This is a genomic window from Yersinia rochesterensis (genome assembly GCF_003600645.1).
Taxonomy (GTDB): Bacteria; Pseudomonadota; Gammaproteobacteria; order Enterobacterales; family Enterobacteriaceae; genus Yersinia; species Yersinia rochesterensis.
This window is the reverse complement of record NZ_CP032482.1, coordinates 4,366,930-4,388,891: the sequence shown is the minus strand read 5'-3', so window position 1 is coordinate 4,388,891 and position 21,962 is coordinate 4,366,930. Positions and strand designations below refer to the sequence as shown.

The following is a 21,962-nucleotide window of genomic DNA, read 5'->3' as shown; positions in this document are numbered from 1 at the left end:
TACACTGGCGGGACGGCGTGATTTGCAATCTTTTGCTCAAGCACGCCTAAATCCGGCGTCCTGCCGGATTTCCCTGGCTGCATTCTTCACTCGGCAGCTCAAATGTGCTTTTAGAGTCAACAGAGAGAATATAAAAGCCTACCCTCTCTTTTATCGCCCCAGAATCCCTTTCACTATTTGCACATCCTGAATCCCTAATCCGGTTAAATCCGCTAAGGTAATCTGCTGTTCATTGTCTCTGAAAGGTACGCCCTGAGCTAAAACTGTACCCATCTCGGTTAAGGTGTGATGCGCTAATAGTCGCTGTTGAAATGCTGATGAGATTTCACCAAATTCAGTGCATTGCTCCCATGAATCCACCAAGATTTTATCGGCTTTGGCGACCAGTTCAGGGGCCAGTTCGTGCTTACCTGCACCATCAGCACCGACTGCTGTAATGTGAGTTCCTGGCTGAATATCTACAGCTTGTAAAATAGCTTCTCGGCTGGGTGTGGTGGTCACAATAAACTGGCAATGACGGCCTAACACCGCGGCATCCAAGGTGATATTGACTTCAAAACCCTCCGCCTGAGCATATTGACGGTATTCCTCTAATGCTGTCTCACTGCGGCCCCAGACCCATAGCTGGCGGCATGGAATGACACTTTTCAGGTACGTCAGATGCAGTCGTGCTTGCATGCCGGTGCCGACGATACCTATGGCACTGATATGTTTTGGTGCACATAGCTCGGCAACAATTCGCCCAGCCAATGCTGTGCGCAGCGCGGTCAACCAGCCCTCATCCAGTAATAGGGCTTGCGGCTCGCCGGTTTGGGCAGAAAACGCCATCATCAACCCTTGGTTACTCGCTAGCTCTTTAGCGGGATTATCATAAAAACCGCCCGAAACTTTCACGACGAATTGTCTATCGCCCTGCAAATAGCCACTTTTAATACAGCAATCGCCATTGGTCTGTTCAAACAGCAAGTGCTGCACTGGGGGCATTTGCACCTGTTTTTGACTAAAAGCAATAAAGCCTTGTTTGAGCAGTAACGTGATGGCATCAGCATTGAACTTGTCGAGAATCTGCTGCTTACTCAGAATAATCATTCGCTGACCGCTCCCAGGTATTTTTCTAGCACGATATTCTTCCCGCACAATACCACCGCAACTTTCTTGCCTTGCCAATGCGGTGCCAGTTTCAGCGCTGCCGCTAACGCCACCCCAGCAGCGCCTTCAATCATCCAGCGGTCAGTGCGGGCGATCAAGCGCATCGCATCTTTGATTTCTTGCTCACTCACCAGCACTTTCTGATCAATTAATTGCTGGCAAAGGGCGAAAGTTATCGCCCCCGGTTCAACCCCTCCGGCCGTGCCATCAGACAGGGTTTCTTGCTCCGCCACTTCCTGAATTTGGCCATTTTCCAAACTGGTATACATACTGGTGGCATTGGCGGGCCAGCACCCAATAATTTGAGTTTTATCAGAGAGTTTCTTTAGTACGGTTGCAATGCCGGAAATCAGCCCACCGCCACCGACCGCCACAAAGACAGCATCAAGATTCGGCTGCTGTTCAACCATCTCCATGCCGCAAGTCCCTTGTCCGGCGATAATTTGTTCATCGTTATAAGGTGAGATATAGATTTTGCCTTGCTGTTGTGCGGCGCTATCAGCCGCCAGCTCGGCATTTAATGCATCCCCTGGAATCAGTTCAACCTCTCCACCCAGTGCGCGGATAGCCTCTAATTTGATGGCCGCCGCCTGCTCCGGTGCATAAATAGTGGCCTTAACCCCCGCCAGTTTCCCGGCCAGTGCCATGGCTTGCCCGTGATTACCGGTCGACGCGGTGATAACACCTTGTTGGCGCTGTTCGTCAGTTAATAAACGCAATTTGTTACTGGCTCCGCGAAATTTAAAGGAACCGGTGTGCTGTAGATGCTCACATTTGAGATAGATTTCACAACCACTGTGCTGGGACAGCAATGGGCTATATTCCAGCGGCGTCACTCTCACTTGAGGGCGTAATACCTGATGGGCCTCTTTAATAGCATCAAATAATGTGTTCATGTTAATTCCTTTAAGTTTATGTATTTTTTATATTTTTTAGTTGGTTATAAACAGTGGCACGGGCGATGTTAAGGATTTTTGCGACATAGCCAGCAGCATTTTTGCCGTTAAATGCTCCCTGTTGGTAAAGTGCCTCAATCAACTTTCGGCGGTTAACATTGTTCAATGTCGCCAGAGTGAGTTTTTGCTGTTGCAGCCAGTGGTGTATGTAAGTATTGATGCGCTCCTGCCAGTCATCCTGGAACAGCACATCAGGCTGCGGTTGCATTTGATGGCCCGACAGGAATATATCCAGTGCCGCTTTGGCACTTTCAAAGACAGTAATGTCCAGATTGATGCACAGCAGCCCGATAGGTTGCCCATGGTCATCCCGCAGCACAGTGCTGATGGAGCGCAGTTGGCGGCCATCCCAGTTGCGCTTTTGGTAAGGGCCAATCACCTGCGAGTGTTGATCAAATTGCAGGTCGCTGAGGTTGGAGTCTTCCCCCAATTCCCGCTGTGAATAGTTATTCGCGATATAAACCAGTGTTTGGCTGGCTAAGTCGTGGAGGGCAACTTCCGCATAAGGAGAGAAAAGTGTGGCTATCGCATCGGCAATGGGCTGGTATCGGCTAAGCATAGAGAACTTTTGTTTAGAATAAAAAATCTATATTAGACTATTTCTTCTAAATCGCGACAGTTTATTGCTGACTGGGCTTACAGTAATAAGATATGAGGATGATATAATTCAGCATAATGAATCATTATCAGCGTAATCGCGTCCGGAGCCAGCATGGCCTTGCAGGAACAGCAACTCACTTTTGATCCCAGAGGTCATCAACTCACTAATATCAATGTTTGGACGCCGGATAGCCAATGGCTGGCATATGATGTGCGGCCTAACGGCAGTACGTTTAGTGGTTTAACCATTGAGCGGGTAAATTGTATAACCGGTGATATTGAAGTCATTTATCGTGCTCAGCATGGTGCGCATGTCGGGGTGGTGACGGTAAGCCCTGATAAACCCGCCCGCTATGTCTTTATCCATGGCCCGGAGCACCCAGATAATCACTGGCATTATGATTTCCATCACCGGCGAGGGGTGATTGTCACTGAGCCGGACAGAGAACTGGCGGTAACATTGGATGCGATGGACATCACCGCGCCATATACTCCCGGCGCATTGCGCGGTGGCAGCCATGTGCATGTTTTCAGTCCTGACGGCAGCCGTCTGAGTTTTACTTATAACGACCATGTGCTGCATGAATGGGATCCCGCGCTGGATTGCCGCAATGTCGGCGTTGCCCTGCCTTTGCAGGGGGTTAATCCGCCCAAGCAACATCCGCGTGAATATGATGGCAGCCATTTCTGTGTGTTAGTGACTCGAACCACTCCCAAGCCCCTGGCGGGCAGTGACCAAATAAACCGCGCTTATGAAGAGGGCTGGGTGGGCGTTCAGGGCTATCTGAAAGCGGATGGCACTCGCCAGCGTTGGGCATTGGCATTTATTGGCGACACACTTTCGGCGCAGGGAGAAAAAATCCCGGAAGTCTTTATTGTTGATTTACCGCCGCATGACAGGGATTACGCCCGCGCCGGAACTGCGCCACTTGAGGGAACGCCAACTACCTTGCCCGCGCCACCAGCAGGTGTCAGCCAGCGGCGGATAACCTTCACGGCCGACAAGCGTTTTCCTGGGTTGGCGACCAGTCCACGGCATTGGCTGCGCACTTCACCTGACGGCAGTGCCATTGCTTGTTTAATGAAAGATGATCAGGGTGTGGTGCAGTTGTGGTTGGTTTCACCGAATGGTGGCGAACCACGGCAACTGACCTTCACGGAGCAGGGGATTCAGTCGGCGTTTAGTTGGCATCCACAAGGGCACAGTTTGGCATTTGTGTGTGATAACAGTGTGATGCAGTGTGATAGTGCCACCGGTCGGTTACAGCGATTGACCACCCGGAGCGCAATTGCACCACTGGCGGATGCCGTGGTGTTTTCACCTGATGGCACCAAAGTCGCGTTTATGCGGGAAATCGACGGGTTGGCGCAACTATTTACTGTGGATATAGTTACCCTGAATATAGTTACCGTGGATGTTGGCTAGATCATGGTAGCGGGGTAGCAGCAGGAGGCACGGTTGGCGGATTCTGCGCTTCTGACTGACGGATACGCTCGCGTGGGGAGTTGGCCATTTTATCTTCGTTGTCAGAACGTAAATAATCATATGGCAGGAGCAGGGTGTCCATCACCGCAGAGAAAGGCAGGTCCACTGCCAATAAGGGGCGCAGCGCCCAACCGGTATTATCATCTTTGAGCATCGCCACATTGGCAGCCGTGCCGGAGTAATAGCCCTGGCTGCTGCTGGTGTGCGTCATAATACTGGAACAACCGCCGGACAACAGCAGCGAACAGCCGATAACAAAAGGGATAACTGTATTTTTCATTATTTTATTCAGCTCTCATTCTACCGGGGAGTAACAAGTTACCGCGATAAGCCAGCAAACAGTGTCAGGTTTTGACATGATTTTTACACTACCTTACAGACAGTTCCTATGGTCAAAAATTCAATCTTGTGGGTAACTTGAGCTAAGTGTAAGTTATAACAGCGCATTTATCGAATAATTAGAGTCATAAACGTCTTATTGGGATATTTTCCACGAAAAAATTTTTTGTTTTGCTCTTGAAAAGAAAAATACCGGTCCCACTTTATTATCAGGCCAGAGAGAATACGCCGACAGGGTATTCGGGCCATAAGCCTGTCCATAGTGGAAGGCTTAATACAAAATATGATAACACCCTTGCTAATATATTTAGGAGGCAGTTTTTATGCGTAATTCCGAGCTTGCACCACTGTATCGTTCAGCTATCGGTTTCGACCGGTTGTTCAATCTTTTAGAATCCGGCCAGAACCAAAGTAATGGCGGTTATCCTCCTTATAACGTCGAGTTAGTCGACGAAAATAACTACCGCATCGCGATCGCGGTGGCAGGTTTTGCTGAGCAGGAATTGGAGATTGTTACACAAGATAACCTGTTGATTATACGTGGTTCTCATGCCAATGAGCCAGCGCAGCGCACCTATTTGTATCAGGGTATCGCTGAGCGTAACTTCGAGCGTAAATTCCAGTTGGCGGAGCATATTAAAATTAAAGGTGCCAATTTAGTGAATGGCTTGCTGTATATCGACCTTGAGCGTTTGGTACCGGAAAGTTTAAAACCACGCCGTATTGAAATTAAGTAATCTACTTAACAGTGTAAGTTATTTACATTATTTAACGGAGTTTAGCCTGCCGTAATCGGGGGCTGACCAGTCACGGATTGATAGCGAGAAATAATATAACGCCAGTATCTTGCGTTCAGGTTTTTTATATCGCTAATTCGTGACTGTTTATTATCTTATCTCGCTTCTCAGAAGGAGTTATATCTATGCGTAATTATGATTTGTCACCTTTGCTTCGTCAGTGGATTGGTTTTGATAAATTAGCCAACTCAATGCAGGGCGGTCAGGATTCTCAGGGATTCCCGCCATACAATATTGAGAAAACTGACGATAACCATTATCGCATCTCACTGGCATTAGCCGGTTTTAAACAGAGTGAGCTGGATATTGAAGTTGAAGGCCCGCGTTTGACTGTTCGCGGTAAGCCTGCACCAGCTGAAAAACAGGTTGAATACCTGCATCAAGGCTTGGTTCATAAAGAGTTCTCATTGACCTTTACGCTGGCAGAGCATCTGAATGTTGATAATGCTCAATTCGAAAACGGTCTGCTGCATATTGATCTGTTGCGCCAAGTGCCAGAAGCGCTGCAACCACAGCGTATTAGCATTGGCAGTGCTGCTCCACAAGAGCACCAGGTATTAGATAATCCGGCGGCAACTGAGCAATCTGAACAGCAGTAGTTATGATGTTCGGTACCCCACACTGGGGTACCGATATACCCTTCTTACTTGACGCCGCAGCTTTGTTCGCGGCATTTCCTCACCCGAATCACTTACTGGAGTAAGCTCATCGGGACTCGTTCACTTGCTGCCTCGCTGCAACGCCAATTAATTTGGGTATAAGTTTCCGTGTTTGTTTTTTCACCGGAGAGTTTCCCCACTCTCCGGTGCATTTTGTGGTGTATCCCACAGTCAATCATTTCCCCTTCTGACAGAATCCTTACTAATTGTAGGAATTTAAGGCCATGACTGACCCAAATGAGATTCCACATGGCCGCCAGTTTTTAAACTTAGGCAAGGAAGTGATTTATGAGTGCTATCGCCCTTACCGTCAGTATGTTGGCGCTGGTCGCCGTATTGGGGTTATGGATCGGTAATTGGAAAATCTATGGTGTGGGGTTAGGTATCGGCGGGGTGTTATTTGGCGGCATTATCGTGGGCCATTTTGCACAAACTTATCAATTAGTTCTCAATGGGGACATGCTGCACTTCATTCAGGAATTTGGCCTGATTCTGTTTGTTTATACCATCGGCATTCAGGTGGGGCCGGGGTTCTTCTCCTCACTGCGGGTCTCGGGGTTGCGGCTTAACAGCTTTGCTATTCTGATGGTGATTGTCGGCGGGTTAGTGACCGCAATTATCCATAAGTTGTTTGCTGTGCCGCTGCCTATCATTTTGGGCATATTTTCAGGTGCAGTCACCAACACCCCGGCTCTCGGGGCGGCGCAGCAAATCCTCACTGATTTAGGCTCGCCACCGCAATTGGTCAGCCAAATGGGGATGGGTTATGCCATGGCCTATCCATTCGGCATTTGCGGTATTTTGCTGGTGATGTGGCTGATTCGTTTATTCTTTAAAATCAATATCGATCGCGAAGCGAAAGAGTTTGATAGTAGCCACGGGCAGAACCGCGAGTTGCTGCAAACTATGAATGTGGCGGTTCGTAACCCTAATCTGCATGGGCTATCCGTACAAGATGTGCCGCTGCTCAACAGTGATGAAGTGGTCTGTTCCCGCTTGAAACGCGGTGACTTACTGATGGTGCCGTTGTCGGCCACAGTGATTGAACTGGGCGATTATCTACATTTGGTCGGGCAGCGCGAAGCTTTGGAGAAAGTACGGCTGGTGGTCGGGGAAGAGGTGGATGTCACCTTATCTACCGCCGGTACGGCATTGCAAACTGCCCGAGTGGTGGTGACCAATGAGGCGGTGCTGGGTAAAAAAATCCGCGACCTTAATCTGAAGCAGAAGTATGACGTGGCCATTACCCGCTTAAACCGTGCGGGCATTGAACTGGTTGCCAGTAATAGTGCCAGCCTGCAATTTGGTGACATTCTTAATCTGGTCGGCCGCCCGGAATCTATTGAGGCGGTATCTGCTGTTGTCGGTAATGCGCAACAGAAACTACAGCAAGTTCAGATGCTTCCGGTATTTATCGGTGTCGGTCTGGGGGTGTTGTTAGGGTCAATTCCGCTCTTTATTCCGGGGTTCCCTGCGGCTTTACGTCTGGGTTTGGCGGGTGGCCCGCTGGTTGTCGCACTTATTCTGGGGCGTATTGGCAGCATCGGAAAACTGTATTGGTTTATGCCGCCGAGTGCCAACCTGGCACTGCGTGAACTGGGAATTGTATTGTTCTTGTCAGTGGTCGGGCTGAAGTCAGGCGGTGATTTTATCAATACTTTGGTGAATGGTGATGGGCTGGCGTGGATTGGCTACGGGGCGATGATTACCGGAATTCCATTGCTAACAGTGGGGATTTTAGCGCGTATGTTGGCTAAGATGAACTACCTGACATTGTGCGGCATGTTAGCCGGTTCAATGACCGATCCACCGGCGCTGGCTTTTGCCAATGGTCTGCATCCGACCAGTGGTGCAGCGGCACTGTCTTATGCAACAGTTTACCCGCTGGCGATGTTCTTACGAATCATGTCGCCGCAGATATTGGCCGTATTGTTTTGGACAACTATGTGACGCTAATGACCTTGGGTTAGATAGTGACGTTGGGTTAGATAATAACTTTGAGATGGTTTTAAAATAAAACTGAGGGCCGCCGAATAAGCGGCCCTTAGCTATTTATTCTCAGCCAATCACTTTGCTTCCTGAAACGCCCGCTCAACCTCTTCGGCCAGAATTGCCACACCCTTTTCGATATCTTCCGGTGCTGGAACATAATTCATCCGCATGCATTGATGGGTATGCGGCCAATCATATTCCAGACCGGGGAAGAAATAGTGGCCCGGCACCATCAACACACCGCGCTTTTTCAGGCGCTGATACAGCAGTTCAGTGCTGATCGGCAAATCTTTAAACCACAGCCAGAGGAATATCGCCCCTTCCGGTTTGTGGATCAAGCAGCGCTCCGGCGGTAAGTATTTGCGCAGGATAGCAATAGTTTGCTGTACCCGCTCAAAATAGAATGGCCGGATGACCTCTTTGGATAAACGCAGCAAATCCCCGCGCGCAATCATTTCGGCAGCAATAGCTGGCCCCATGCTGCCCGGTGACAGACTGATAATGCCATTCATATTGGTGAGCGCCGAAATGACTTTCTCATCGGCAATCACAATCCCGCAGCGCGAACCCGGCAGGCCCAGCTTCGACAAGCTCATGCACAGAATGATATTCGGGTTCCACAGTGGGGTCGCATCGGTAAAGATAATGCCGGGGAATGGCACGCCATAAGCGTTATCAATCAATAACGGAATACCACGTTGCTGAGCAATAACATCAAGGCCGATTAACTCATCGTCAGTAATCACATTCCCGGTCGGGTTGGTGGGCCGCGAGACGCATATCAGGCCAATATCATCAGTAATATTGAGATGCTCAAAATCGACGTGATATTTGAATTGCCCTTCGGGCAGTAGCTCAATATTGGGCTTGGCGGAGACGAATAAATCTTCGTCGAGGCCCGCGTCGGCATATCCGAGATACTCTGGTGCCAGTGGGAATAATACCCGCCGACGGGTGCCATCGGCATAGCGGCCAGCGAAGAGATTAAATAAGTAGAAAAACGCGCTTTGACTGCCATTTGTCAGTGCAATGTTCTGTGGCTCAATTTGCCAACCCAGCTCATCTTGCAGCATTGTTGCCAATGCTTTCAGCAGTAAATCTTTGCCTTGTGGCCCATCGTAATTGCACAACGCCTCGGTCAGCTTCCCGCTTTCCAGCATGTCCTGACAAAGTTGCTGAAAGTAAGCATCCATTTCAGGAATATGTGCCGGATTACCGCCGCCAAGCATGATAGAACCTGGGGTTCTCAGGCCGTCGTTGAGGTCGTCCATCAATCTGGTAATGCCCGCGTAGCGGGTGAATTTGTCGCCGAAAAGTGAAAACTTCATAAATGAAAATTTATTGTTATCCGTAAGTGAACAACTACCATACTCGCAGATAAAAACGGACGCAATGCGGAAAGGTTTCTTCCTACCGCGCGAAAATATCGGTAGGAAGTGTTATTTCGAAATAATATACTTAATTACTCTTTTTTGTCGCCAACCCAAACGACCAAGACTTTATCACCTTGATGTTGGCGGCTAAAAGCATAGTAATCAGCAGTTTGTTGCGATTGCTGCACACCAGCACCAATGGCCGGATGGCGAGCGCGGAACTGACTGACTTTTTGCCAATGCGCCAACAGCGCACCTTTTTCACCCGTCAGTTCATCCCAGTTCATATCTGATCGGGTTCCCTGCAATGGGTCTGAGCCGGTTGGGCCAAATTCTCGCCCGCTTTCATCACCATAGAAAATTTGCACCGCCCCTGGAGCCAGTAGCAGCAGGTCGCCCGCGCGTTGCTGTTTCACCAATGACTGTTGCGCGTCATCTTTAAAAAATAGCCGGGTATCATGGGATGAAATATAACTCAACACATTGAAACCTTGCAGTTTATCAGCCATTTGCTGATAGGTGCCGTCAATCGATGAGAAGCACGCCAGCGCTTGTTTAGCTTGATCCTGAAAATCAAAGTTAATCATGGCATCGAAGCCATTTTGGTAATAATCACTTTTCATCACCCCGTGGCCCCAAGCTTCTCCCGTCATCCAGAATGGCAAGTCATCCAGTGCTTGGTCAGGGTGAGCCGCTTTCCACTCGGCCAGAGCCGCCGCGCTTTGCAGCTTTAGTTGTTGCCAGGCGGGTTTCTCGACATGCTTGGCGGTGTCTACACGAAAACCGTCGATACCATAATCGCGAACCCATTGGCTCAACCAATGAGTTAGATAATCACGTGGAGTGGCACCAGCAATTTCCCGCGCGGCAGTATCCGGTTTATGGCGGTAAAACACCGGCAAGCCACTCGCTTGAGTGGATTCTGTTTTGATGTCCGGCAGAAAAGCCAGCGACATGGTCAGATCGTCATAACCGGGGGAGTCATAATCGCCAATATCAGTGCGGATCCACTTCTTGCCCCACCAGTTATCCCAGGCGGATTTATCACTGAAATTAATATAATCGTTAAAACTATGCCAGTTTTGCCCTTTGCCAGGAGTCCAGTCAGTCCAGTTTTTGCCCAGTGTTTTTTCTAACGAATCGCCTTGCAGATACAGCGAGCCGAATTGGTAGCTTTGCATATCTGCCAGAGTGGCATATCCCATATGGTTCATTACCACATCAAATAGAATACGAATGCCGCGTTTATGGGCTTGCTCAACCAGTTTATGCAAATCTTGTTCGGTACCCATATTGGCATCTAAACGTGACCAATCCAGGCCGTAATAACCATGATAAGCATAATGTGGGAAATCACCTTTGGTACCGCCGCCGACCCAGCCGTGGATTTGCTCTAGCGGGGAGGTTATCCACAGTGCGTTGACTCCAATCTGTTGAAGATAATCAAGTTTTTCTGTTAATCCGGCCAAATCTCCGCCGTGGAAAGTGCCGATTTCCTCCATGCCATCGCCATGGCGGCCATAGCTATGGTCATTGTCGGGGTTGCCGTTTTTAAAGCGGTCAGTCAGGGCAAAATAGACGGTGGCATTTTGCCAACTAAATGGCGCGGCTTGCTGGGTTTGGGCTGATTCCAATAACAATAAGCCCCCGCTCTCGGGAGTGGGTTGCAGCGTGATTTTACCGAGGGAGACTTTCGTCGTTTGCCCGGAGTAGAAATCCCGCACCATTTCCCCCTCAGCGAAGGTTTTGCTGACATCAATTGTCACCGGTTTGCCGTCCCAGCGCTGACAACTGTGTGTTACGACTTTGACGGTTTCCGCCACCGGCTCTTTGATGCTCAAAGTGAGTGTGGGGGTGCCGCTGCGGGTATCAATCCGCACCTGATATTGGCCATCGCGGAACAGCTTCCAGTGGATATCGGCCTGATTTTGGCAAGGCTGCAGCGAAAATGTCTGATTCAATTTTACTGGGCCGGTGGGCTGCCAGCACTGTTTATCTTGATGAAATTTAAGGGTGTATTCCCCTTTTGTTAGGGCGCTGCTACTCAGGAAAACGCCACTGTCTTGTTCAGTAAAAGCCGGGAAATGGGGCAGTGACCAGTTCGCCATCACTGCCGGTGACAAAACCAGAAGCAGAGGGAAAGTAAGATATTTCATCGCGCGTCTTCCTTGGGTCTGAGAAACGTATAAATCTTTATGAATATCAGAGTGCCAGACGGCGAAGAAATAGCCTCATCCTCTAGGGATTATTGTAGGGAGGAGGGCGATGGAGGAGGGGGATTTGGCCTGCAAGCAGACCAATCGAGTCGCTTATATTTTCTGCAATACCTGCGGATTGACGCAGTTTTCTGTGACAGTGCCGGTCAGTGCGGCAATCAGGTTATCCACCGCGCAGGCGGCCATGTTGTAGCGAGTTTCGTGGGTGGCGGAACCAATATGCGGCACGGCCACCACATTGCGTAATGTGAGTAATGGCGAATCCACCGGCAGAGGTTCTTGTTCAAATACATCCAAGCCCGCGCCATGAATAGTGCCATCTTGTAGGGCCGCAATCAGTGCTTTTTCATCCACGACTGGCCCACGGCCTGCATTGATCAAAATGGCGCTGGATTTCATTTTAGCCAGTTGTTCACGGCCAATCATATGATAAGTCTGCTCGGTCATCGGCAGGGTAATGCAGAGGAAATCGACCTCAGCCAGCAATGTATCGAGTGAGCAGCGGCGAGCACCAAAGCGCTTTTCCGCTTCTTCATGTGGGCGACGGGTGGTGTACAGCACCGGCATGCTGAAACCAAAATGTGCCCGTTGGGCTAGCGCCATGCCAATCCGGCCCATGCCGAGAATGCCAATAGTTTTATGATGAACATCGACGCCAAACCAATCATCACCAATGCTGTCTTGCCACTCACCGGCTTTCACGCGCTCAGCCAACTCGACAACCCGACGAGCAGTGGAAAGCACCAGCGTCATCATGGTGTCGGCCACTGTTTCAGTCAAAACGGTCGGCGTGTGCATTAATACAATTCCGCGCTGGTTCAGCGCATCGACATCAAAATTGTCATAACCGACAGAAATGGTTGAAGCAGCGCGCAGCCGAGGTGCTAATTGCAAGAAAGTCTGATCAATTTTACCGCCGGAACCGATAAGTCCTTCCGCCTGTTGCAGCGCAGCCAATAGCTCAGGCTGATTATCTGAAGATAAACCCTCAAAACTGTTTACGGTAAAATGTTGCTCTAAACGCTGATGTAGATCAGCGGGAATACTTTTGTACAGCACAATAGACGGCTTCATCGCAACCTCCAATGACTTTGGGTCAATAGGATTAATATTAAGATTTAAAGCCAGAATAACAGCAAAGAGTGGTGCGGGATCAAGCGCTAATCGCCCTTATAATGTTACGAGCAATGAAAAAACCAACCTGTTTGAGCAGGTTGGCTCTCATCATTTATTATGCTTCGTGACTGGCGGTGCTTTTAACAGCAAAGCCGGGCAAGCGAATGGCGGCGCAGCGTAGCGCGGTGATAATCGCCAGTGCAGGGGCAATGGCATACAGCGTAAATAACCAATGGGCGGTGTTTTCGGCACCCGCGACCCCGCCGGGGAAATTAAGCCCCGAAAGGTTGGCTACCATTCCGGCTATTGCCGCCCCCACTGCGGTGGCAAACATCTGTACCGTGGTAATCGAGGCCCCGGCAATATCTTTATCTTCTTCAGCAGCCACTTGCAGAATGCGGGTCAGCAGGTGCGGCCAGCCAAAACCAATACCAAAGCCCACTAATGTCAGCGCGATGGCGATAGGGCCCATCTGCGCCCACCCGCCCAATGAGCTGACCGGCATCAGAATGGCGAGCGCAATTATCCCTACCAGCACAATAACTGGGCCGCTGATAATCGCCCAACGAACACCTGATTTCTTCCAGCCAGCACTCATGACTTCAGAAATTGTCCAGCCCGCTGCCATCGTGGCGGCGATATAGCCAGAAATCAGCGGTGATTGGCCGTGCAAGGTTTGTAAGAAATAAGGGACAAAAATCTCGCAGGTAATGCCGATCGCCAGTAAAGAAATGGTGATATAGAGCGCCGCCAAGGGGGAATTTAGGCGCAATGCACCTTTTGGCAGTAAGCGCGAAGTGGCGCGGGATTCAATGCGCAATAACAGCACTAACAGTAAAACCGCCAATCCGATTCCCAGCAGATTCGTCAGGCCGCTGCTAGCAATACTGCTGGCGGAAATCGTCAGGACAATTGCGGTTAATAGCACCAGCTGGGTTACTGGTAATGTCGAGGTGACGGCGGTGCTGGATCTCCCTTTCGGCAGGATGCGCCAGGTGAAAATGGCATAAATCAGGGTCACGGGCAGCAACGTCCAGAAAGCAAAGCGCCAGGCGTTCATTTCCGCGAATATCCCGCCAATGGCGGGGCCAATCAGGGTTGCGACGCCCCACATCCCTGAAATCAGCGCCATGGCTCGCGGCCACAATGATTGTGGAAATACCAGATTAATCATGGCGTAAGAGAGTGCGAACAGAAAACCCCCGCCCAAACCCTGCACGGTTCGGCCAACCAGCATCAGTGGCATATTGGGTGCCATAGCACACAAAGCACTGCCTAACATAAAGGTCAATGAAGCGAACAGATATGCACTGCGCGGGCCGTAGCCACTGAGCAATCGGGCTGAAAGCGCTGAGCCGAGGATTGAAGCGGTGACGAACAGAGTTGTATTCCAGGCATAGAGACTCAGGCCATTAATCTCCAGAACCACGGACGGTAAAATAGTGGTGGCGATATAAATATTGATCGCGTGTAACACTACGCCGCCTGACAGGGCTATGGCAAAAGCCGCGTTCTTGCCGGAGAACAAATCACTCCAACGGCTTGCATCATTCATTATCACGTTTTCCATCCTGCCAGAAATCTGGTTGTTGAGTTGCTGTTGTTGTTACGACAAAGTGTTGTTACGATAAAGTTAAACAAGTAAATTCTTGGAATAATTTAGGCTGGGCACTGATAATAAGTCAAGCATAAGCTTGTAAAATGTTATACTGGCAATCATTCGTTAAAATAGAAAGCGCACCCATGATAGCGGGGAAGATATGAATATCGACCATTCTACCAGTCAACCACAGTCTGTTGCTGAGCGTCTGTTGATGTTGCTGAAGACTCGTGGCCCCTTGCAAGCCACAGATGCGGGCAAGATCCTCGGCACCACGGGGGAAGCAGCACGACAACAATTTGTAAAATTAGCCAAAGACGGGCTGGTTGTCGCCGTGGCGCAGGCCAAAGGCGTAGGGCGGCCTATCCAACTTTGGCAGCTTACTGAGGCCGGGAATGCCCGCTTTCCGGATGCTCACGGCGAGTTAACGGTGCAATTATTGCGGATGGTGCGCACCAAATTAGGCGAAGAAGCGCTTAATTTACTGATAGATACCCGTGAGCAGGAAACGCGCGAACTCTATTGCGAGGCGATGAAAGGGGCCAATAGTATTGATGAACGGGTGGAGCGGCTGGTGGCTATCCGCTCTCAGGAGGGGTACATGGCAGAATGTCAAACTCAGGCCGATGGCTCAATATTGCTGATTGAAAATCACTGCCCAATTTGCGCGGCAGCCACCCATTGTCAGGGTTTTTGCCGCGCCGAATTGGATGTATTTCGTCAGGCGCTACAAGCACCTGTCGAGCGAACTGAGCATATCCTCGCTGGCTCCCGCCGCTGTGTATATCGTGTCGTCACAGAATAAATACGCATGATTTTGTGGCGGAGTTAAAGCTCATCTTTATGAACAAAACCAATTTTGAGTTTCACTTTGGCAGAGGGCTGGGAAATAACATGAGCACTGAGTGTTTTTTTCCCTTTCTCTTTAAGATAACGCGCTAACTCTCTTACCGCCGCAGTTCCTGCGCCGCGAACACTGCCATTTTCATTTGGGGTTAAGACATATTGAGGAGCTGTTACAGAGAAGTTGAGATAACTATCTACACCATTCTCATCATTCCGCGATGCTAATACGCTAATGACTTTTCCTTTTAGCTTAACAATGACAAATTGATAATTACTCGAGTTAGCAGATAAAAGTTCCGATAACATATGGCTTGTCACTTGCGCGGCATATTTAGTTCGGTCTTGGCTGGTTAATGGCATACCCGAATTATCCTTGTCATATTCGATTTGGCTATAAGATATCCGCCAATTATCGACAACTTCGAGTATTTCATCGGTTAAATTGGTTGGAAGATGATGATCGCCGCCAGGAATAACGCTTACCTCAAAATAAAGGCCATCTGGTCTAATCCATTGGTCGTTATCCATAATTAATGGTGCAGGAAGTTCCTCTGGGTGAATATATTGTTCTAAAAATAAAGTGTAATCCCCCAGAGGTAAGTCTTGTGCGGCCAGAGGCGTGGCAAGAGTCTCTTGTTCTTCATTTTGCATCAAATACTGAGTGTAATTGAGTACTGCGTCATTAAAAGCATGCTGCAATATCTCGGTTAATTGCCTAATACCTAGATCGGATATTGCCTGTTGCACCCTTTCGACTAATCGAGACTCCGTGGCCCGGTCAGATCCTGCATAGCCAGTGGTACCATGCTCATTAATACTTTGTAAAACTTGGTTTAGATGCTCGGTTGTCCAATTCAATAAGCCTTCACCAAAAAGCAATGTAAAATCAGCCAGTATAATGGACAGTCTGGATCCGCAGCGAATCCCTGTTTGGCGCGGATAGCGGGCGCCGATAATATTCTCTACCGAGGTATTACAGGCTCTTGCTGCTGCGGGTAGCGTCAGTGCCTGGTGATGCAGGTGAGTATTAAGATGAGTTAATACCAGTGCCACCGGCGTGGGTTGTTCTAAGGGGGAATCAGCACCCGGTTTTGCAGGTGGCACGGGAGTTGCCGGGCCTGCTACCACCAGCGTTTTTCCCTCGCCATCGTCATGAGAAAATTCATTCATGCCAACCAATCTATCAAGCTGATTACAGTGCCCATGAGTAACAAGGTTATAAATTGCCAGCACTGGAATACCTACACAGGCAGCAAGTCCTAAGAACCCTCGTTTACTGCGTTGGGGGTGTTTGTTGAGTGCGATAATCGTTTTATTCAGTATTAATGGGGTGAGATGCTCAGACGAGCTATCCTCATCATCCGTGGGGATGCCATTACTGATATATAAAGTTGGCAATTTTTCATACGAATATTTTGCATTAATCCAAAATGGGGTATTGAGGGGTTCAGTCCCTTTAGCTGCCAGATATTGAAACTGTAAACTATTTTCATTTAATTTAAATAAGAGAGATAAATTATCAGTATTTTCTCTAAGCCTCATATTGAGGGGCTTGCTGTGTGCTGTAGTATAAAAAAGCAGATCATTGCCAATAACTAGAGCCAAAGGGTAGTCAATAAATCCTACGACAAAGTCACTGTCTTTATTTACTTCAAAATTCATTAATATAAGTTTATTAGTATTGTGTTTAATTTCGTGGTATTTGTTAAACACTTCCTCTAATTCTATTTTTTGTTCTGTTAGGATAACGCAGTTTTCATCGCAAAAACCAGGCGATTGGGCCGTGATAACAGCACTAATTTGACCTGACATATCTATTTTTTTAACTCACTTAAATTAATAGACTCCATTAGTTTATAACTCGGTTGATTATAATTATCATTTTTATAAATAGTAACATGCACATCTTCAGGAATTTTAATAGAAGATATATTATCATTGAAGTGATGATCTTTAGTATTATAAAAATCCATCATCATAGGTGGCGTCAGGCAAACGGATTCTCCTTGAAAGTTATCTTCGGTGTAGAAACAAACCGGAGCATATTTTTTTGCTGTAAAATATAATGGCTTACCTATTGGTTCATGAATATGTTCTTCATTGGACTTAACATCCCCGATAAAAGTGATAGATAATAAAAATAGAAATAATAGTTTATTCATACTGGTTCCTTTTTCTGTTATTCGTTGATTTATCAATGTTCCTTGGCTACATAAATATTATTGCTGGGAAACGTGTTACTTATAGGTGTTATTTTTTTTGGTGGTATTTCACTGGCGGTATCACAATAAATGGAATGGCTAGCTTCCCGAGATAATTAACTTATATAGATTATTTCTCCATTGTTTAAGCCTATGGCGTTCGATCAAAATATGAGGATATAGAGTTTATTTTTATTATCAGGGTATTTATAATTCTATGGAGTGGAAACCTAGCTTACTTTTCACCATCGCCGAGGGCTGTGATAGTACATCGCTAATAATTTTTTTGCGTCCTTTGGCCTGCATATAACGGGCCATTTCTCTGACAGCGGCAGTCCCTGCACCTCTAATGGTACCCTCTGCATTCGGTCTCAGCACATAATCAGGGTGAGTCAGTGAGGCAGTAATTTCAGCATTATCAGAGTTATGAATACTGTCAGATTGTAAAATACTGACTATCTCACCATTTAAGCGAACAATAAAAAACTGATCAGTACCCAAACCTAAGTAATAAGTTAACCCACTGGCAATGGTGTGACTTAATATCTGCCCTGCCTCAATTATTGCACTTTCAGGCGTTAATTCACCGTTTGCTCCATCGCGTTCTATAATCTGATTACTGTATTTTTCCTTCCATTGATTAATAACAGTTAATACCGCATCTCTGACAGATTGTGTTTCTTCTCGCGAGCCATCAATAACGTCTACTTCGAAATGGTGAGTAGATGCTACCCACTGATTATTGTGTAAAACTCTTACCTGAGTATCCTGAAAGTTATAAGACAGTAAATCCAGTTCATAATAACCGAGGGGTAATTCTTGTACTGCTTGAGGGGGCAATAAAGGTTGGGCATTAGCCCCCACTGCATGGGTTAAATAATTAGCATAATTTTGTTGTGAATATTCAAAAGCTCGAGCCAGGGTATTTTGTACCTCAACCTGTCCTAACTCTCTAACTTGAGTGGTAATACTATGAATCAACCGTTGTTCGGTATCATGGTGGTGATATTCAGGTAGCGCTTCATCGTCAATATTAATACGTTGATGGGTAATAATGTTATTTATTAGAGTATGTAAATAATCGCCAGACCAAGTGTGTAGATTATAACCAAAAAGTAAGGTGAAATCGGCCAATGACTGTGATACCCATTGGGGGCAGGGGTGCATCGGTTGACGGGGATAGCGCTCATGAATAATCGCAGCTAATGTTGTACCACAATAGCGTGCGGTGGCCGGCAAGGTCAGCCCCTCTTCTTTTATATTGGTATCAATGTGGTCGAGGATCTGGGTTCCTGGCGCTATTTCGGATAATGGAGGAATATTGACGTCAGCTGCTAAAGGCAGCATGTCAGCATGGCCAGCAATTTTAATGCTGTCACCATGAAATAAATCTTTGAGCTTATGGGTAAGTTTATCTAATTGGTTGCAGCGCCCTTGTACCACATAATTGTAAATGGCTAATGCCGGGATACCCCAACAAGCAAGCTTACTGATAAGGTCTCGTTTCACTCTGGTATTGTTGGTATTAGCAGTCATAGTTATATTGCGTAATATTTGCGGGGTATCGCTAAAATTTAAAATAGACAATTGAGTAGATGACCATCCAGTAAATGGCCAGTGGAAATCTATCATGGGTGAACTATTGGTCATGTTCGTGCCAATAGACTCAATATATTGAGTGCTGAAGACATTATTTTCAATTTTAAACAGTAATGATAAATCTTGGGTTTTATCTTTCAGGTAAAAGCTGAAGGTTTTATTTGGTGCTGAAATAGTCAGTTTTTTATTTTCTAGCATAAAGTAAAAATAGCCTTTTATGTCAATGAATAAGTCTGTTTGATTGTTAATCAAAAAGTTTAATAGTATTTGTTTGTTTGGTTTGTCTGATAGATTCCAATAGTTTTTAAAAATATCTCTAAGAGATAAATTAAACCCTTCTAAAATAACACAGTTATGAATACAAGGAAGTACCCCGCTATTTTCTATACTGATACCGCTGATTACTTTATGCATCCCGATACTTTTTAGTTGCTCTCCATTTATAGTTTCCATAAGCGTGTAATGAGGGGGTTATAATGATCGTTTTTATAAATAGTGGTGGATAAATTTTTAGGAATTGTAATTGAAGATATCTGATCATTGAAGTAATTATCTTTAGCGTTATAGAGATCTATTTTTTTAGATCCATTCAGGCAAATAGCTTCACCTTGATAGTTATCTTCTGAGTAGAAACAGGTGGTTTCAATTTCTTGAACTTTCTCTTCATAAGGAAAAGAATAGTTTTTTGATTCATCAGGTAAAACTCCATTTGATTTAGCACTCCCTGAAATTATTACAATAAATAACGGTAAGAATAATAATTTTTTCATGCCAGATCCTTAATAAAGTCTACTGTTTTTTAAAGTTCATCATGTTCAAAACCCAGCTTTTGTTTCACTCTGGCAGAGGGGTCTGAAAATACATCGGAGTGGATGAATTTAACTCCTTTATTTTTAAGGTAACGAGCTAATCCATGAACTGCGGCAGTGCCGGCTCCTCGAATACTGCCGTCAGAATCTGCATCTATGATATATTTTGGCACGGTGAGAAAGTTTGCCAGATAATAATGTCCTTCCTGAAGTTCATTATTTATTTGATATTTCTCTGCTTCTAGTATATGGATGATTTCCCCATTAATTTTCACAATGACAAATAAATATCCTGGTGTGTTTTCTTCCAAATGAATTTTCAATGAATTGCTCGTAATACGTGCAGAGTAGATAATTCTATCAGCAGCGGTTACAGGGACTCTGACTTCTTTATGGGTTTCTTTATCTTTCGTTAACATCGTGCCATAGCTAAGAGAGTAATATTTATCGAACCATTCATTAATAACTTCCAGGGAGGCGGTGCGCAACTCCCTCTCTTCTTCTTGATGTTCTCCCGAGATGATTTCTATCTGAAAAGCCAATGAATCCGATGTTTCCCATTCGCCATTTCTACGAATACGCACTGGGATGGGGTCAGTAATGGGAGTATAGGCATCAAGAGATAGTACATAATGACCTAACGGGAGATTTTGGACCGCCGAGGGCATGATATTTTCACCATTAGTCTGTAAGTAATAGTGGGCAAGTTCCCTCTCCGCATAATGAAATGAGCGAGTGATTTGATTGATAGCCTCTACCCGGCCAAGTTCTCTTACTCCTCTTCTCACCCCCTGAACCAGACGTTGTTCTGTTCCGATATCAATCCCGGCATACCCAGTGCTATCTGCATCAATAGCGCTGTCTAATACCTGACGTAAGCGCTCCGTCGACCAGTCACGTAAACTATTCCCAAACAATAAGGTAAAATCAGCCAGCAAACGGGACAGCCAGGAACCGCATGCGAGGCCATCTATCTGACGCGGAAAACGACTGCTAACTAAATTTTCCAGCGGAATGTTGCAGGCTTCTGCCACGGCGGGCAGGGTTAAGCTCTGTTGGTACAATGAAGGGAGGTCAATATGGGTTAATGCCAATATTTCAGATTGTTTTTCTGCTTCTTCAGATGCCGCTGGGTGTGGTTTTAAGGCTGTAGCCGAACCGGCAACCAACTGCATTTTCGCTTTATCTTTACCGCCGAAAAATGACTTAATACTGGCCCAGGCCGACTCCACCTGATTACAGCGCCCATGTACGACCACATTGTAAAGGGCTAAAGGACCGGACAACAGACAGCCCATAACTCCCACCGCCCCCCGTTTGGTGCGGTGGTTATCACTCATGGTGGCCATCAGATAGCGATTCATCACTAAGGGGCCGTTGAGGAGATTGTTATAAATAGCCAAGTCGGGGAAAACAGTGGGATTATTTGTCCGTTCGGCGTTAAAAATAAGAGTGGGAGATAGATAGCCCTGTTTAGCAGAATTACTTTCCAGGTAATTTATTGCTAACCTTCCATTTGAAATCTCGAAAATAAATGCAATGGCCGTGGTGTCTGGATGAAGTTTATAATTAATTTGCTGACTGTTTATGTCAGAGGCCAGAATATACATCTCATCTTCATCAATAGTAATGTCGATGTTATCTTCCAGGTTTATATTAAATGTAGAATGACGATTTAATTCAAAATTAAATAACGCCACTTTATTTTGACGTTCTTGATCAGTAACAATGGAAAATAGATCGTTCAAAGGAATAATCATTTTACTTGATATTATGCAGTTTATTTCACAGACCCAAGAATTATTATTTTCTGTAATAATTTCTATTTTATTATCTTTGATATCTGAATTGATATTATCTTCTTGATAGAAATGGGTTTTTTCATCAATTAAATCATGATGGCACTCAGTGTTATTTTGCATTGGAGAAGTGGCATAATCAAAAGATATATCCAACCCAGAGTAAACTAGTGGAGGTAACAATATACAGAGTGAAAATAACAAATTATGTTTTTTATGCATAATAACTCCGTGTCATTCTTGTGTTATATTATTAATGTTTTTTAAAACGACAAGTCCAATGGCTACTATAGAGAATAGAAAGTGAATAAGCTCTTTAATCATCTCTTTATTTATTTTTTGTTCTTTTATGGGGTGGAATTTTTTTTATTGGGAATGTTATATTAAATATGTGAAGCGAAGATGATGAGTATTTAATTAGACTA

The 21,962-nt window shown here is 46.3% G+C and carries 18 protein-coding genes; 5 read left to right on the top strand and 13 right to left on the bottom strand.

Going from position 1 to position 21,962, the window contains the following annotated elements; all coding sequences use genetic code 11:
• Nucleotides 1–150: 150 nt before the first annotated feature.
• From DXZ79_RS20325 to DXZ79_RS20315, 3 genes are read right to left on the bottom strand one after another with little or no spacing between them, the layout of a single operon-like run.
• A complete protein-coding gene (locus DXZ79_RS20325) occupies nucleotides 151–1,089 on the bottom strand; it encodes an ornithine cyclodeaminase family protein (protein WP_050291901.1) in 939 nt (312 codons plus the stop codon).
• On the bottom strand, nucleotides 1,086–2,045 hold the full coding sequence (locus DXZ79_RS20320) for a threonine/serine dehydratase (protein WP_038637653.1): 960 nt from the start codon (nucleotides 2,043–2,045) through the stop codon (nucleotides 1,086–1,088). Before DXZ79_RS20320 ends, DXZ79_RS20325 begins: the two co-directional genes overlap by 4 nt.
• Before the next feature lie 16 nt (nucleotides 2,046–2,061).
• Nucleotides 2,062–2,664, bottom strand: a complete 603-nt coding sequence (locus tag DXZ79_RS20315) for a helix-turn-helix transcriptional regulator (RefSeq protein WP_038637650.1) — start codon at nucleotides 2,662–2,664, stop codon at nucleotides 2,062–2,064.
• Nucleotides 2,665–2,817: 153 nt separating this feature from the next.
• On the opposite strand from DXZ79_RS20315, the gene DXZ79_RS20310 reads away from it, so the two are divergent.
• Entirely contained in the window at nucleotides 2,818–4,131 is a 1,314-nt protein-coding gene (locus tag DXZ79_RS20310; RefSeq protein ID WP_042562526.1) for a YidR family protein, read from the top strand.
• A gap of 1 nt (nucleotide 4,132) precedes the next feature.
• On the opposite strand, the gene DXZ79_RS20305 is transcribed toward DXZ79_RS20310, so the two are convergent.
• Complete coding sequence (locus DXZ79_RS20305) at nucleotides 4,133–4,471, bottom strand: YceK/YidQ family lipoprotein (protein WP_038637647.1); 339 nt, start codon at nucleotides 4,469–4,471, stop codon at nucleotides 4,133–4,135.
• A gap of 382 nt (nucleotides 4,472–4,853) precedes the next feature.
• Here DXZ79_RS20305 and ibpA point away from each other — a divergent pair, with 382 nt between their 5' ends.
• The 3 genes from ibpA to DXZ79_RS20290 all read left to right on the top strand — a co-directional run bounded on the left by ibpA (nucleotide 4,854) and on the right by DXZ79_RS20290 (nucleotide 7,936).
• The gene (gene ibpA / locus DXZ79_RS20300; protein WP_038637644.1) at nucleotides 4,854–5,267 is read left to right on the top strand and encodes a small heat shock chaperone IbpA; all 414 of its coding nucleotides are present in this window, start codon (nucleotides 4,854–4,856) and stop codon (nucleotides 5,265–5,267) included.
• Between the two features lie 185 nt (nucleotides 5,268–5,452).
• Entirely contained in the window at nucleotides 5,453–5,926 is a 474-nt protein-coding gene (ibpB, locus tag DXZ79_RS20295) for a small heat shock chaperone IbpB (RefSeq protein WP_038637641.1), read from the top strand.
• A 348-nt stretch (nucleotides 5,927–6,274) separates the two neighbouring features.
• Nucleotides 6,275–7,936 (top strand): putative transporter, encoded by a 1,662-nt coding sequence (locus DXZ79_RS20290; RefSeq protein WP_050291897.1) that lies wholly within the window; start codon nucleotides 6,275–6,277, stop codon nucleotides 7,934–7,936.
• 116 nt (nucleotides 7,937–8,052) lie between these two features.
• Here the strand turns inward: DXZ79_RS20290 and DXZ79_RS20285 are convergent, their stop codons facing one another.
• From DXZ79_RS20285 to DXZ79_RS20270, 4 genes are all read right to left on the bottom strand, one after another.
• The gene (locus DXZ79_RS20285; RefSeq protein WP_038637633.1) at nucleotides 8,053–9,306 is read right to left on the bottom strand and encodes a valine--pyruvate transaminase; all 1,254 of its coding nucleotides are present in this window, start codon (nucleotides 9,304–9,306) and stop codon (nucleotides 8,053–8,055) included.
• 134 nt (nucleotides 9,307–9,440) lie between these two features.
• Nucleotides 9,441–11,507 (bottom strand): alpha-amylase, encoded by a 2,067-nt coding sequence (locus tag DXZ79_RS20280; protein WP_050291895.1) that lies wholly within the window; start codon nucleotides 11,505–11,507, stop codon nucleotides 9,441–9,443.
• Between the two features lie 153 nt (nucleotides 11,508–11,660).
• On the bottom strand, nucleotides 11,661–12,641 hold the full coding sequence (ghrB, locus tag DXZ79_RS20275; RefSeq protein ID WP_120011588.1) for a glyoxylate/hydroxypyruvate reductase GhrB: 981 nt from the start codon (nucleotides 12,639–12,641) through the stop codon (nucleotides 11,661–11,663).
• A 157-nt stretch (nucleotides 12,642–12,798) separates the two neighbouring features.
• Nucleotides 12,799–14,238: an MFS transporter gene (locus DXZ79_RS20270; protein ID WP_162928765.1), complete on the bottom strand. Its 1,440-nt coding sequence runs from the start codon at nucleotides 14,236–14,238 to the stop codon at nucleotides 12,799–12,801.
• A gap of 205 nt (nucleotides 14,239–14,443) precedes the next feature.
• Between DXZ79_RS20270 and DXZ79_RS20265 the strand changes: the two genes are divergently transcribed.
• A complete protein-coding gene (locus tag DXZ79_RS20265; protein WP_120011586.1) occupies nucleotides 14,444–15,088 on the top strand; it encodes a helix-turn-helix transcriptional regulator in 645 nt (214 codons plus the stop codon).
• A gap of 23 nt (nucleotides 15,089–15,111) precedes the next feature.
• Here the strand turns inward: DXZ79_RS20265 and DXZ79_RS20260 are convergent, their stop codons facing one another.
• From DXZ79_RS20260 to DXZ79_RS20245, 5 genes are all read right to left on the bottom strand, one after another.
• The gene (locus DXZ79_RS20260) at nucleotides 15,112–16,941 is read right to left on the bottom strand and encodes a hypothetical protein (protein ID WP_244942304.1); all 1,830 of its coding nucleotides are present in this window, start codon (nucleotides 16,939–16,941) and stop codon (nucleotides 15,112–15,114) included.
• Between the two features lie 2 nt (nucleotides 16,942–16,943).
• The gene (locus DXZ79_RS21080; protein WP_244942303.1) at nucleotides 16,944–17,291 is read right to left on the bottom strand and encodes a beta/gamma crystallin domain-containing protein; all 348 of its coding nucleotides are present in this window, start codon (nucleotides 17,289–17,291) and stop codon (nucleotides 16,944–16,946) included.
• A gap of 246 nt (nucleotides 17,292–17,537) precedes the next feature.
• Nucleotides 17,538–19,343 (bottom strand): GNAT family N-acetyltransferase, encoded by a 1,806-nt coding sequence (locus DXZ79_RS20255; protein WP_120011585.1) that lies wholly within the window; start codon nucleotides 19,341–19,343, stop codon nucleotides 17,538–17,540.
• 26 nt (nucleotides 19,344–19,369) lie between these two features.
• Nucleotides 19,370–19,699, bottom strand: a complete 330-nt coding sequence (locus DXZ79_RS20250; protein WP_120011584.1) for a peptidase inhibitor family I36 protein — start codon at nucleotides 19,697–19,699, stop codon at nucleotides 19,370–19,372.
• Nucleotides 19,700–19,728: 29 nt separating this feature from the next.
• Entirely contained in the window at nucleotides 19,729–21,759 is a 2,031-nt protein-coding gene (locus tag DXZ79_RS20245; protein WP_120011583.1) for a hypothetical protein, read from the bottom strand.
• Nucleotides 21,760–21,962: the final 203 nt, after the last annotated feature.

Bases quoted from the DNA above. Each gene is read 5' to 3' on its own strand.
- DXZ79_RS21080 (WP_244942303.1), bottom strand. From the start codon at position 17,291: ATGAATAAACTATTATTTCTATTTTTATTATCTATCACTTTTATCGGG.
- DXZ79_RS20265 (WP_120011586.1), top strand. From the start codon at position 14,444: ATGAATATCGACCATTCTACCAGTCAACCACAGTCTGTTGCTGAGCGT.
- ibpA (WP_038637644.1), top strand. From the start codon at position 4,854: ATGCGTAATTCCGAGCTTGCACCACTGTATCGTTCAGCTATCGGTTTC.
- DXZ79_RS20305 (WP_038637647.1), bottom strand. From the start codon at position 4,471: ATGAAAAATACAGTTATCCCTTTTGTTATCGGCTGTTCGCTGCTGTTG.
- DXZ79_RS20245 (WP_120011583.1), bottom strand. From the start codon at position 21,759: ATGCATAAAAAACATAATTTGTTATTTTCACTCTGTATATTGTTACCT.
- DXZ79_RS20320 (WP_038637653.1), bottom strand. From the start codon at position 2,045: ATGAACACATTATTTGATGCTATTAAAGAGGCCCATCAGGTATTACGC.
- DXZ79_RS20280 (WP_050291895.1), bottom strand. From the start codon at position 11,507: ATGAAATATCTTACTTTCCCTCTGCTTCTGGTTTTGTCACCGGCAGTG.
- DXZ79_RS20270 (WP_162928765.1), bottom strand. From the start codon at position 14,238: ATGAATGATGCAAGCCGTTGGAGTGATTTGTTCTCCGGCAAGAACGCG.
- ghrB (WP_120011588.1), bottom strand. From the start codon at position 12,641: ATGAAGCCGTCTATTGTGCTGTACAAAAGTATTCCCGCTGATCTACAT.
- DXZ79_RS20260 (WP_244942304.1), bottom strand. From the start codon at position 16,941: ATGTCAGGTCAAATTAGTGCTGTTATCACGGCCCAATCGCCTGGTTTT.
- DXZ79_RS20310 (WP_042562526.1), top strand. From the start codon at position 2,818: ATGGCCTTGCAGGAACAGCAACTCACTTTTGATCCCAGAGGTCATCAA.
- DXZ79_RS20325 (WP_050291901.1), bottom strand. From the start codon at position 1,089: ATGATTATTCTGAGTAAGCAGCAGATTCTCGACAAGTTCAATGCTGAT.
- DXZ79_RS20285 (WP_038637633.1), bottom strand. From the start codon at position 9,306: ATGAAGTTTTCACTTTTCGGCGACAAATTCACCCGCTACGCGGGCATT.
- DXZ79_RS20315 (WP_038637650.1), bottom strand. From the start codon at position 2,664: ATGCTTAGCCGATACCAGCCCATTGCCGATGCGATAGCCACACTTTTC.
- DXZ79_RS20250 (WP_120011584.1), bottom strand. From the start codon at position 19,699: ATGAAAAAATTATTATTCTTACCGTTATTTATTGTAATAATTTCAGGG.
- ibpB (WP_038637641.1), top strand. From the start codon at position 5,453: ATGCGTAATTATGATTTGTCACCTTTGCTTCGTCAGTGGATTGGTTTT.
- DXZ79_RS20290 (WP_050291897.1), top strand. From the start codon at position 6,275: ATGAGTGCTATCGCCCTTACCGTCAGTATGTTGGCGCTGGTCGCCGTA.
- DXZ79_RS20255 (WP_120011585.1), bottom strand. From the start codon at position 19,343: ATGCATAAAGTAATCAGCGGTATCAGTATAGAAAATAGCGGGGTACTT.